Below are 12,608 nucleotides of genomic sequence, written 5' to 3' on the forward strand. Positions count from 1 at the left end.
GCCCATCGACGTCGGGGCTCTTCAGGCTTGGCAGAACCGGGCGACGCTGACCGACAGGCGCTGGGAAGCCCATGAAGAACTTGAAATCGCGATCGGACCTCGTCTTGAGGTCTACGTGTTTTCAGTTTCGGCCACATCACGCTGGGCCGCCTGTCACGCCGCTTGGCAGTTCCCCGCCGGCCGGGGCCGAGAGCCCGCTGACGGGCCGCCCCGTTCCCGCTGTCAGCGATTTTCCGTTACTTCGCGACGGATGGTGACGTTTACCCAGATGGGAACATACGTTCGAGAATAAGGTGTGGCCGACGACACCGCACGAGCTCATGTCTGGCCCCGGCATGAGCCGGGTGAGCAGGAGTGGAGGCTGGCATGGATCCGGGTCTCGCTCACCCGCAAGCAACAGCGATCTCTGTCCTTCACGATTACTGAGGCTTTCTTGGTGCGTCGCCGCCCAAACCCTCCGCCAGCACCTCCGCCAGGTGCCTCCCCCTCCGCCCCTCCAGTTGTTCCAGCTGCGTACGGCACGAGAAGCCGTCCGCCAGGATTTCTGTGGACTGTCCCACCGCCCGCACCGACGGGAGCAGTTGGTCCTCCGCGCAGGCGACCGATACCTCGTAGTGGCCCTTCTCGAAGCCGAAGTTGCCCGCGAGGCCGCAGCAGCCGCCGCTCAACTCGCCTTCCAGGCCGGCCCGTTCGCGCAGGCGGCGGTCCGCCTCGTCGCCCAGGACCGCGTGCTGGTGGCAGTGGGTCTGGCCGGCGACCGGGCGGTTCAGGCGGGGCGGCTCCCAGTCGGGGGCGCATTCCTCCAGGGCCTCGGCGAAAGTGCGGACCGAGGCCGCGAGGCGGGCCGCCCGCGGGTCGTCGGTCAGGAGTTCCGGCAGGTCCGTCTTGAGCGCCGCCGCGCAGCTCGGCTCCAGGACCACCACAGGGACGCCCAGGTCGAGCAGGGGCTCCACCGTGTCCAGGGTCCTGCGCATGACGGCCTTTGCCCGGTCGAGCTGGCCCGTCGAGACGTACGTCAGGCCGCAGCAGACCCGGCCCGGCGGAAGAGCGATGCCGATGCCCGCCGACTCCATGACCTTCACCGCCGCCCGGCCCACGGACGGCGAGAGGTGGTCGGTGAAGGTGTCGGGCCACAGCACCGCCGTGCGGCTGCGGGTGAGGACCTCCGTACGGGTGGCCAGGTGGTCCCGCAGCCAGCTGCGGAAGGTCTGTGGCGCCAGCAGCGGAAGGGCACGTTCGGGGGCGATGCCTCCGAGGCGCTTCGCGAGCGCCGCCAGCGGGCGCACCCGTGCCGCCGCGTTGACCAGCCGTGCGTACGGCGCGGCCGCCCGCAGCCACTGCGGCAGCCGGCCCATCGCGTAGTGCGAGGCGGGCCGCACCCGGTGCGCGTAGTGGTGGTGCAGGAATTCCGCCTTGTACGTGGCCATGTCGACGCCCACCGGACAGTCGCTGCGGCACCCCTTGCAGGACAGGCACAGATCGAGCGCGTCCCGCACCTCGTGCGAGCGCCAGCGGCCGTGGACCACCTCGCCCGCGAGCATCTCGTGCAGCAGCCGCGCCCGCCCCCGCGTGGAGTGCTGCTCCTCGCCCGTCGCACGGAAGGAGGGGCACATCACGTCCGGCCCCGAACTCGGCCCCGCCACCCGGCACTTGGCGACGCCCACGCACCGCCGTACCGCCGCCGAGAAGTCCCCGCCGTCCCCGCCGTCGTGCGGATAACCGAAGGCCACCTCGACGCGTTCGCGCGGCAGGACGGAGAAGCGGAGGTTCGCGTCCAGCCGCGAAGGCCTGGCCAGCATGCCCGGGTTCATGCCGCCCGCCGGGTCCCAGACGTCCTTGACCCGGCCGAAGAGGGCGACCAGTTCGTCGCCGTACATCTTCGGCAGCAGCTCCGCACGCGCCTGCCCGTCGCCGTGCTCGCCCGACAGCGACCCGCCGTGCGCGACGACCAGGTCCGCCACCTCCTGCGAGAAGCGCCGGAAGGCTCGCACACCGCCGTCGCTCATCAGGTCGAAGTCGATACGGACATGGATGCAGCCGTCACCGAAGTGCCCGTACGGCGTGCCGCGCAGACCGTGCGCCGCGAGCAGGGCGCGGAAGTCCAGCAGATACGCGCCGAGCCGCGCGGGCGGCACCGCGCAGTCCTCCCAGCCCGGCCACGCCTCGGCCCCGTCGGCGGTGCGGGTCGCCGTGCCCGCCGCGTCCTCGCGGACCCGCCACAGCGCCCGCATTCCGGCCGGGTCGTCCACCACCGTGCCGTCCAGCGCGTCGGCCGCCCGCACGATGTCCTCGGCGCGGGCCCGCGCCTCGGCCGCCGTGCCGCCGCCCGTCTCCACGAACAGCCAGGCCCCGCCGCGCGGCAGCCCCCGCTCGCCGCGCACCAGATCCTCGGCCATCCCCTCGACGGTCAGCGGCCGGTGCGTCAGCAGTCCGGCCGCCGCGTCCGCCGCCGCGCTCTCGTCCGGGTAGCCGAGCACGGCGAGCGCACGCGCGCGTGGCGCGTCGACGAGCCGTACGGATGCTTCCGTCAGCACCCCCAGCGTGCCCTCGCTGCCGCAGAACGACCGCGCCAGGTCGACGCCCTTCTCGGGCAGCAGCGCATCCAGCGCGTATCCGGAGATCCGGCGCGGCAGCCCTTCGGGGTACCCGGTCCGCAGGAGAGCGAGATTCCGGTCGATCAGCTCGCGCAACCCCGCCGGAGCGCCGGGAGCCGCGTGTCCGCCGGGAGCGCCTTCCCAGCCCTGGCCGAGACGCAGCTCGGCCCCGCCGTACGTCACGACCGACAGCGCGCGGACGTTGTCGGCGGTCGTGCCCCACGCCACCGAGTGCGCGCCGCAGGAGTTGTTGCCGATCATCCCGCCGAGCGTGCAGCGGCTGTGCGTGGAGGGATCGGGCCCGAAGGTGAGCCCGTCGGGCCGTACGGCATCGCGCAGCGTGTCCAGTACGACGCCGGGCTGCACCACCGCCGTGCGCGCCTCGGCGTCGACCTCGACCACGGCGTTCATGTGGCGGGTGAAGTCGAGGACGACGCCGATGCCGGTGGCCTGCCCGGCGATGGACGTACCGGCGCCGCGCGGCACCACCGGCACGCCGCGCGCACGGCACACCTCCAGGGCTGCGGCCACGTCCGCCGCGTCGCGCGGTGCGACGACGCCGACCGGCACCCGCCGGTAGTTGGAGGCGTCCATCGTCATCAGGGCCCTGGCCGCCGCGCTGAAGTCCACCTCGCCGCGCACTGCCCGCGTGAGCGCTCGCGCCAGTTCGCCCGTCTCGCGCCGGCTCCGCGCTGCCCCTCGCTGCTCAGCCATGTGTCTCAGGATGCCCCTGTCGCTCACATCACACCGGAACGAAACCTGCCGGTTGCGGGCACCGCGTACCGTCGCGGGAACGGAAAGCCCGCCCGGAACTGCCCAGACCGATCGCCAACTCTCCTATAGTGACCACCACTTGATCAGGGAACAAGCGGCTCCAGTTACGCCCTCGCCACCCCGGAAGGCAACACTCGATGACCGGCACCCCGCAGAACCGATGACCCCCGCCACGCGGTCGGTCCCCCCGGCGCAGCTCCAACCCCTGCGCGCCGGGAAGACCGTCAACGCCCTGAAGATCGTCGTCGTGGGCGGTTACGGGGTCGGCAAGACGACGATGGTCCGCTCCGTCAGCGAGATCCGTCCGCTGCACACGGAGGAGGTCATGGGCCTCGCCGGCACCCGCCCCGGCGGCCCCGGCCTCGACGACATCCGTCGCACCGGCCCCGCCCCCGACGACGCCCGCCGCGTCCGCGCCAAGGGCTCCACGACCGTCGCCTTCGACTTCGGCCGCATCACGATCGACGACCGCAGCATCCTGTACCTCTTCGGCGCGCCCGGCCAGGAACGCTTCGGCTTTCTGTGGGATCGCCTCTTCGAGGGAACGCTCGGCGCGGTCGTCCTCGTCGACACCCGCTCGCTGCCCGACGCCTGGTACGCGCTGGACCGCCTGGAGCAGCACGGCACGCCCTTCATCGTCGCCGTCAACGACTTCGGCGGGCCTCTGCACAGCGAGGAGCAGATCCGCGAGGCATTGGCGCTGGGGGCGGAGGTGCCGCTGGTGGAGTTCGACGCCCGCGACCACTCCTCCAGCAAGTTCGTCCTACTCGCGCTGGTCGAGCATCTGCACGAGCTGTCCGTACGGGAGCACGAGCTGTCCCCGGGGGAGAAAGACTGACGCGCAGGCCCCCGACGCGCAGGTCAGGCGCCCGGGAGCCCGTCTCAGCCGCCGGACCGCGTGTCCACCACGGCCCGGGACCGGTATACGCTCCGGAACGTGGCTGAGATCCAGATTCCCGCTGACATCAAGCCCGCCGACGGCCGTTTCGGCGCGGGCCCCTCCAAGGTGCGTACGGAGGCGCTGGACGCCCTGGCCGCCACCGGCACCTCTCTCCTCGGCACGTCCCACCGCCAGGCCCCGGTGAAGAACCTGGTCGGCGCGGTGCGCGACGGCGTACGCGACCTCTTCCGGCTCCCCGAGGGCTACGAGGTCATCCTGGGCAACGGCGGTTCGACCGCTTTCTGGGACATCGCGACGCACGGCCTGATCGAGAACAAGTCCCAGCACCTGTCCTTCGGCGAGTTCTCCTCCAAGTTCGCCAAGGCCGCGAAGCTCGCGCCGTGGCTGGCCGAGCCGACGGTCATCACCTCCGACCCGGGCACGCACCCGGACCCGGAGGCGGAGGCGGGCATCGACGTGTACGCCTTCACCCACAACGAGACCTCGACCGGCGTCGCGGCCCCCATCAAGCGCGTGCAGGGCGCCGACGAGGGCGCACTCGTCCTGGTCGACGCCACGTCCGGCGCGGGCGGCCTGCCCGTCGACATCGCCGAGACGGACGTCTACTACTTCGCCCCGCAGAAGTCCTTCGCCTCCGACGGCGGCCTGTGGATCGGCGTCTTCTCCCCGGCCGCGCTGGAGCGGGCCGCGCGCATCCACGGCTCGGGCCGCCATGTGCCGGAGTTCTTCAGCCTGCCGACGGCGATCGACAACTCCCTGAAGAACCAGACGTACAACACACCCGCTCTGGCGACTCTCTTCCTGCTCAACGAGCAGCTGAAGTGGCTGAACGGCCAGGGCGGCCTGGACTGGTCGGTCGGCCGCACGGCGACGAGCTCGCGGACGCTGTACGGATGGGCCGAGGCGTCCAAGTACGCGACCCCGTTCGTGGCCGACCCGGCGAAGCGCTCGCAGGTCATCGGCACGATCGACTTCACGGACGACATCGACGCTGCGGCCGTCGCGAAGGCGCTGCGCGCGAACGGCATCGTCGACACGGAGCCGTACCGCAAGCTGGGCCGCAACCAGCTGCGGGTGGCGATGTTCCCGGCGATCGACCCGGCGGACGTCGAGGCGCTGACGGCGTGCATCGACTACGTGATCGAGAAGCTGTAGCGCTGGAGCTGTAGCGCTACGGAGGTGTACGGGGCGGGCCCGGCGGCGTGACGCTGCCGGGCCCGTCCCTGTTTCCCGGCCTGCCTCCCTTCGTACCGGAGGGCGCTGTCTGCCGGATGGACCACCGCAGCGCGCGGGCTCGTCTTCCTCTCCTGATCCTGGTTCGTGTGCACCCGCCACCGTCACCACCGTCAGGAGCAATACCCGTGTCCCGTTTCCGCTTCCGTATCTGGCGACTCCCCGTCGCCGTCCTGCTGGCTGTCGGCTGCCTCGCCGGGCCGGTGTCCGCCCCCGCCGCGGCCGGGAATTCCGGCGCAGCCGGCCACGACGACGCACTGCGCGAACGCATCGAGGAACTGGTCCGCGCGCCCGGCGGCCCGCCCGGAGTCATCGCCGTACTGCAGCGCCGGGGCAAGACGGAGCTCTACCGGGCCGGGGTCTCCGAGCTCGGCACCCACCGGCGGCCGCAGCCGACCGACCACATGCGCATCGCCAGCACGGCGAAGGCCTTCAGTGGAGCCGTCGCCCTGCAACTGGTCGACCGCGGACGGCTCGGCCTCGACGACACGATCGGCGAGCGCCTGCCCGCGCTCCCCGAGGCCTGGCACGCGGTGACGCTCCGGCAGCTGCTCAACCACACCAGCGGCCTGCCGGACTACACGAGGGACGCGGACTTCCTCGCGATCCTCAACGCCGACCCGCGTCACCACTTCGACTCCCGCCGCCTCCTCGACTTCGTCGCCGACGAACCGCTGGCCTTTCCTCCCGGCTCCCAGTATCAGTACTCGAACTCGGACAACATCGCCGTGGCGCTCATGGCCGAGGCGGTGACCGGCCGCAGGTACGAGGAACTGCTGCGGCGGACCGTCTACCGCCCGCTCGGCCTGCGGAGCACCAGCCTCCCGCAGGGCTTCCTCATCCCCGAGCCTTATCTGCACGGCTACGAGGTCGACCCGCCGAACCCCCCGGAGGACGTCAGTACGGTACTCAGCGCGTCCGGCGTCTGGGCGTCCGGCGGCATCGTCTCCACCCCGAGGGACCTGACCAAGTTCATCCGCGCCTACGCGGGCGGCGACCTGATCTCGAAGCCGACACGCAACCAGCAGCGGCAATGGCGCGTCGGCGCCTCCGAACCGGCGGGCCCGGGCGTCAACGCCACCGGCCTGGCGATCTTCCGCTACACGACGCGGTGCGGTGTCGTGTACGGCCACACGGGCAACTTCCCCGGCTACACCCAGCTGATGGCGGCGACGCCGGACGGGGAGCGGTCGCTGACGTTCTCGATCACCACGCAGGTGAACAAGGACAACAAGCCGGAGCTGCTGGCGGAACTCCGGTCGGTCCAGGAGGACTTCATCTGCGCGCTGCTGCGTCGGTGACGCCTGCGGCGGGCTTGTTCCCCACCCCGCCCCTTCCCGAACTGGAGGCAAGCCCCCAGACCCCGGACGGGGCTTCGCCCCGGACCCCGTGCGGGGGCTCCGCCCCCGGTTACGGGAAAGGGCGGGGTGGGGAAAGAACCCCCCGAACGTGACGCGGCGCGCAGATCGTGCATTCATGGAGGTATGAGTACGAGCCCGGGGCTCATCCCCTTCGAAAAACAGTGGGCTGTTCTGCTCACCAGCTACAAACAGGACGGCACCCCCATCGGTACCCCCGTCAGCATCGTCGTCGACGGCGACCACGCCTACGTCCGCACCTATGCCACGTCCGGCAAGGCCAAGCGGATGCGGAACAACCCGGAGATCGAGCTCGCGCCCTGCACGGCGCGCGGCAAGCCGACCGGGCCGGCGATCAAGGCCAGGGTGCGGCTGCTCGACCCGGGCAGCGAGGAGAGCAAGCACGCGTCGAAGATGCTGCTGCACGAGCACCCGTTCATGCACGGAGCCCTGGTCCCGATCGCGCACAAGGTGATGCGGGACAAGACGCTGCACTACGAGGTGCGCGCGCTCTAAAGGTGCTCAGTGAGCGGGAGGACCGACGTGCGTCTGTCCCTCCCCTCGTCGTACGGGTTCAGGACAGGGATTCCCGCGGGACGCCGGCCGCCGGCGCGGCGCTGCGGGGGTCGGCAGGACGCGGGATGTAGACAGGCGAGTCAGACTGGTAGAAGAGGTCGATGTCGGCCTCCTCCCCGCCGACGATCAAGGTGTCCCAGGCGCCGCTCTCCTGAAGGACGCGGAGGGTGGCGGGCGCGATCGTGGCCAGGTGGGAGCGCAGTTCCTCGTCCGTGGGCATTCCGGGCACCCGGGACCCGAGACGCTCGCGGATCGCGAGCATGCGGTCCAGCAGCTCGTCGAGGTCGGGCCGCCGCGAGGCCGGGCCGGACCCGGCGGACCCGTGCCCCGATTCCGCGCTGCGGGCGATGATGTCCTTGATGGCGCGGGTGACGCCCTGTTCGTCGGTGGTCACCATGGCGTTCCAGGCCCGGCTCTTGTGCCGGTACTGCAGCATGGACATGGCCGCTTCGTGCCGGATGAAGTCGGCGTCGCGCAGCGGTTTTCCCCGCCAGGAGCGACTGAGCGTGCGGGCGAGGGAAGTGGCGGAGGCGAGGCCGCTGTTGAGGCCTCGACCGGGCCAGAAGTGGATGGCGTTGGCCGCGTCGCCCAGAAGGAGGCCGTATGTGCCCGGGCTCGTCGCGGTCGGGCGGCTGAGCTGAGCCGTGAACCTCGGACGCTGCACCATGTCCAGCCGGAACGACGTGATCGCGGACAGATCGTCCTCGGCCACGCCGAACAGGTTCAGGCCCTGCCGGATCTCCTTCCACAGCGGCGAGCTGCGCAGCAGGGCGGGCAGGAAGAGCGTCCCGTGCGTGGGGCAGCGGAACTCGTTGTCCTCTTCACGGCTCATCAGGCAGGGACGTGCGGCGATGCACTCCTCGAAGACCTGGCGAACCGGGTCGATGCCGATGACATTCTTGGCCTCCTCGCGGGTGAGGCGCATGTTCAAGAAGCCCTCGCCCCTCAGCGAGTTGAGCAGGAACCGGTTCTGCGACACGGTCAGCAGCACACTCATCGGGTCCGACAGCCTCGACTTGACCCGAAGCCCCAGCACGACATCCTGCAGGTGCTCTCCGTCGAGGGAGTAGATCGACGCGTCGGCCCCGCCGAAACGGTCGGCGAAGTGATCGCGGGTGCGGGAGCGCCCGCCTTCGCAGATCACCAGGATGTGTTCCTGGGAGAGGCGCTTCTGCTGCTCCTCCGGGTCGAAGCGCTTCGGTACGAGCCGGATCGCCGCCCTCTTGTTCGCCAGCTCCAGGAGCCGGTCCTCGATGTAGGCGATCCGGATGTTACGGGGAGGGCGGCCGTCGACGGAGTCCGGTCCGACGGGCCACATCTCCGAGTAGGCACCCTGGTCGAACAGTGCCGACTGCACCTCCCGGGACAGCGCGAGATACTGCCGGCTCTGGACGGTCACGACCTGCTGGCGGCGGACGTTGCCCTGGGCCTCGCTCTTCCAGACGACCCCGGAGTCGTTCCTGATCCATCGTCCGTCGTGGATGGTGATCGCCACCCGCCCGGGCAGCATCTCGTCCAGCGACAGCGCGAAGGCGAGACCCACCGGGCCACCGCCGGTGATCGTCACCCGCAGCATGCCGGGGTCCGCGACGCCGACCCGCGGGACGTCGAGTTGGGAGAGGTCCATGACCGTCTCCATGGCGTCCTGCGCTTCGTAGAGGAACGATTCCTCACCGATCCGGATGCAGTCGTTCGGGCGCAGCACATGCCGTGTGACGCGCTGGTCGTTGACGTACGTGCCGTTCCTGCTGTCGCGGTCGTAGAGGACGAAGCCGGCGTCCTCCGCGACGATCTCGGCGTGCAGACGGGAGGCGTTGGCGCTCACGATCACCACGCCGCTGTCGCTCTTGCGCCCGAAGGTGAGGGGGGCGCTGCCCAGAACCACGCTCTGCCCCGTGAAGGGACCCGTGCGCCCTACGATGACCGATGGCACTCCACACTCCTTGCGAACGATGCCCATATCCGGTAACTGGCCCGCCCCGGACGGCCAATGGGGCCCGGGTGCCGACGCGCACGACACCAACACATCATCGTGGGGGGTTGATTCAACCTTTCGCGACCATTCGTCCCGGACCGCGAAGAGCCTAAAGGGTCTGGTCATCGGCCGCCAGGCCGCCCTCGGGCGCGTACCACAAAGTCTACGGGTTAGGCTCCCCCCGGCACCGCGTCGAACCGAAAGCCCCAGTCCGTAAGCGGTGTTCGCAACGGCTCTCGAAGATTCTGCCTGGATGGTGAGAGCGAACCGCCCCGCCTCGCGGCGAGCCCCGGTCGGCCGCCGCATGAGCGATCCTGAAGAGCGACGCCCGCGCACCGCCGCCGAGCCGCTTCACAAGGAGAGGGAGAATCGCCCCGATGTACAACGAGGAATCCACGCCGGAGAAGTCGGACGAAAGACGGCTGGTCGCAGGCCGCTATCGCCTGCTGTCCCGTCTCGGCGAGGGCGGCATGGGAACCGTGTGGCGCGCTCGCGACGAGAAACTGCAGCGGGAAGTCGCTGTCAAGGAGGTGCGCGCCCCGGTCGGTCTGCGCGCCGCCGACATCACGCGGATGTACAGCCGAATGGAGCGGGAGGCGTGGGCGGCGGCACGGATAGCCGACCGCAACGTGGTGACCGTCCATGACGTGGCCATGGACGACGAGCGCCCCTGGATCGTGATGGAACTGATCCGTGGCCGGTCACTGGCCGATCTGCTGAACTCCGAGGGGCCGATCACCCCGCAGCGCGCCGCGCGCATCGGTGCCGAGGTGCTGACCGCGCTGCGCGCCGCCCATGCCGTCGGGGTCGAACACCGGGACGTGAAGCCGGCCAATGTGATGCTCGCCGACGACGGACGGGTGGTGCTCAGCGACTTCGGCATCGCGATGGTCGAAGGCACATCGGCGCTGACCATGACCGGCGAGCTCGTCGGCTCCCCCGAATACCTGCCGCCGGAGCGGGCGCTGGGCCGCGGCTCCGGCCCCGAGTCGGACCTGTGGTCCCTCGGTGTGATGCTGTACGCGGCCGTCGAGGGCACGTCCCCGTTCCGGCAGGACTCGGCGCTGAGCACCCTGCGCGCCGTCGTCGACGCAGAACTCCCTGCCCCGCGCCGGGCCGGGCCTCTCGCTCCCGTCATCGAAGGACTCCTGCGCAAGGAGCCCACCGAACGGACCCCCGCCGAGCAAGTCGCCGTGGCCCTGCGGAACATCGGCGAGGCAGTCACGTCGCCCGTCGACGACACCACCACGTCGGAGACCGCCGACGCGCCGACGATCGCCCCGGGCCCCGCGATACAGCCATCGCACCTCGACACGGCCTCGACGACAACCGTCGCAGCCCCGGACCCCTCGACCACCCCCGAGCCCGAGACGATCGACGTCGCGCCGCTCGAACCCACCACGACGGCAGCGCCCATCACACCGCCCGCCGCGTCCCCCGAGCCCCACACCACCCACGTCACGACGCCCACGCCCGTCGCTGCGCCCGCCGCGTCCCCCGAGCCCCGCACCACCCATGTCACGACGCCCGTGCCCGTCGCCGCGCCGGTGGCTCCCCATGTCGCAGGCACCGGCCACGCCACAACTCCCGCCACCATGCCCCCTCCTGTGCCCTCCGGCCCCCGGCGCAAGCGGCGCGCGCCCGTGGTGGTGGCAGGCGCGGCCGTGTGCGCACTGCTCGTGGCCGGGTTGGTTTACGCGCTGGTCAACCGCCACGAGGACACCGACAAGAACGCCGACCGGACTCCCGCCGGGGGTATCGCGTCGTCGCAGGGGGCCCAGAACCCGTCGCCCGCGGCGGCTGTACGGGTTTCGGTGACGGGCTCGAACACCACATATGCGGGCGCCTGCCCGCCGCCGGGCAATCAGGCGCCCACGTTCACGGCGACATTCACCGTGACGGAGCCGTCTCAGATCTCCTACCGCTGGGTGTCCAAGGACGGTTCAGTGGTCGATCCGCACTGGCGCATCCTGTCGATCGGACAGGCGGGAGTGGGTACGGGCCACGACACGGTGCGCCTGACGACGTGGTCGAAGGCCGGGACGCTGAACAGCGAGATCGGCGTGGAGATCCGCCGGCCCTTCAAGGCGACGTCCAACACGGTTCCCTTCTCGATCACGTGCGGTGGTTAAAGGGATCGCCGAGTTCGCCTCTACAAGTCCGACAAGGGCCCCCTAAGCCCGCCTAGTCCCGCCGCAGCAGCCGCTTGAACCCGAGAAAGAGCGCCGTGCCACCGGCGAGAGCGATCAGCCCGTACGTGAAGTTCCCGGTCCCGCCGCTGTCGCCCCCGTCGCCCGAACTCCCGCTCTCGGAGGGAGACTTGCCGCCCCCGTCCGGCGAGGACTCCTTCCCGAGGGCGACCCGCTGAACGTCGCTCTGCTCGCCCTCCGAGCCGAACATCAGCGCCTTGCCGTCGAGGGTGTACGTCACCGACTCGGCCTGCCCCTGGAGGGGCGCCTTCACGCGGTGGTCGGGGCCGAGGCGGCCGCCTTTCCACTCGTATCCGCGCGCGCTGAAGTAGGAGCGCAGCACCAGTTCCCTGCCGTCGGGCGAGAAGGCCCCGTCGGTCACCCAGGGCACCTCGCCGATCCGCCGGAAGGTGTTCGTGCCCGAGGAGGTGAGCTTGGCGGGCCCCTCGTACAGCCCGCCGCCGTCCTCGTTCTTCGACGCGATATAGACCCGCCCGGTCGTGGGATGCACCATCAGCGCCTCGGCGTTCCGCGCCCCGTCCTCGTACTTGACGGTGTACTGCGTCGCCCGCACGGTCATGTCCTTGAGGGCCTTCGGCTCGGGGAACGCGTAGATCCAGACGTGGTCCCAGCTGCCGTTGAGGTTGTCGCCGATGTCCCCGACGTAGACCTTCCCGTCCGGGCCGACCGAGACGGCCTCCATGTCACGGGGCTTCCCGACCCCGCTGAGGGTGATCGTCGCGACGGTCTCGCCGGTTCTGGAATCGACGGCGAAGACGCGCGGCTCGTCCTGGTCGTTGTGCGTCCAGTACACCCCGGGGTGCGCCCGGCTGGCCGCGAGCCCGCTGGACTCCGTGATGCGCGGGTCCTTGATCGTGAACCCGGAGTCGTCGTCGGCGGAGGCGGGGACGGCGGCGAGCACCAGGACCGCGAGGGACGCGGCAACGGCTCCGGCGGCCCCGGTGACGTACGGAAGCGAACGCATGCCCCCCAGCCTGCCACCTCGTC

General features: G+C 70.7%; 8 protein-coding genes. 5 read left to right on the forward strand and 3 right to left on the reverse strand.

What is annotated here, in order from left to right:
* Positions 1-419 precede the first annotated feature (419 nt).
* Positions 420-3,308 carry an FAD-binding and (Fe-S)-binding domain-containing protein gene (locus OG741_RS18145; protein WP_405599131.1) on the reverse strand — a complete coding sequence of 963 codons (2,889 nt, stop codon included), beginning with the start codon at positions 3,306-3,308 and terminating at the stop codon, positions 420-422.
* 220 nt (positions 3,309-3,528) lie between these two features.
* On the opposite strand from OG741_RS18145, the gene OG741_RS18150 reads away from it, so the two are divergent.
* The 4 genes from OG741_RS18150 (at position 3,529) to OG741_RS18165 (ending at position 7,376) form a co-directional block, all read left to right on the forward strand.
* Complete coding sequence (locus OG741_RS18150; protein WP_405599133.1) at positions 3,529-4,206, forward strand: GTP-binding protein; 678 nt, start codon at positions 3,529-3,531, stop codon at positions 4,204-4,206.
* 99 nt (positions 4,207-4,305) lie between these two features.
* Positions 4,306-5,424, forward strand: a complete 1,119-nt coding sequence (gene serC / locus OG741_RS18155) for a phosphoserine transaminase (protein ID WP_405599136.1) — start codon at positions 4,306-4,308, stop codon at positions 5,422-5,424.
* A gap of 116 nt (positions 5,425-5,540) precedes the next feature.
* The gene (locus tag OG741_RS18160) at positions 5,541-6,803 is read left to right on the forward strand and encodes a serine hydrolase domain-containing protein (RefSeq protein ID WP_405599138.1); all 1,263 of its coding nucleotides are present in this window, start codon (positions 5,541-5,543) and stop codon (positions 6,801-6,803) included.
* 183 nt (positions 6,804-6,986) lie between these two features.
* The gene (locus OG741_RS18165; protein ID WP_405599139.1) at positions 6,987-7,376 is read left to right on the forward strand and encodes a PPOX class F420-dependent oxidoreductase; all 390 of its coding nucleotides are present in this window, start codon (positions 6,987-6,989) and stop codon (positions 7,374-7,376) included.
* A 58-nt stretch (positions 7,377-7,434) separates the two neighbouring features.
* Here OG741_RS18165 and OG741_RS18170 read toward each other — a convergent pair whose 3' ends face one another.
* On the reverse strand, positions 7,435-9,369 hold the full coding sequence (locus OG741_RS18170; RefSeq protein WP_405599142.1) for an FHA domain-containing protein: 1,935 nt from the start codon (positions 9,367-9,369) through the stop codon (positions 7,435-7,437).
* A gap of 419 nt (positions 9,370-9,788) precedes the next feature.
* On the opposite strand from OG741_RS18170, the gene OG741_RS18175 reads away from it, so the two are divergent.
* On the forward strand, positions 9,789-11,543 hold the full coding sequence (locus tag OG741_RS18175) for a protein kinase domain-containing protein (RefSeq protein WP_405599144.1): 1,755 nt from the start codon (positions 9,789-9,791) through the stop codon (positions 11,541-11,543).
* A 52-nt stretch (positions 11,544-11,595) separates the two neighbouring features.
* Here the strand turns inward: OG741_RS18175 and OG741_RS18180 are convergent, their stop codons facing one another.
* Positions 11,596-12,585: a WD40 repeat domain-containing protein gene (locus OG741_RS18180; protein WP_405599146.1), complete on the reverse strand. Its 990-nt coding sequence runs from the start codon at positions 12,583-12,585 to the stop codon at positions 11,596-11,598.
* Positions 12,586-12,608: the final 23 nt, after the last annotated feature.

This window comes from Streptomyces sp. NBC_01410 (assembly GCF_045040195.1).
Taxonomy (GTDB): domain Bacteria; phylum Actinomycetota; class Actinomycetes; order Streptomycetales; family Streptomycetaceae; genus Streptomyces.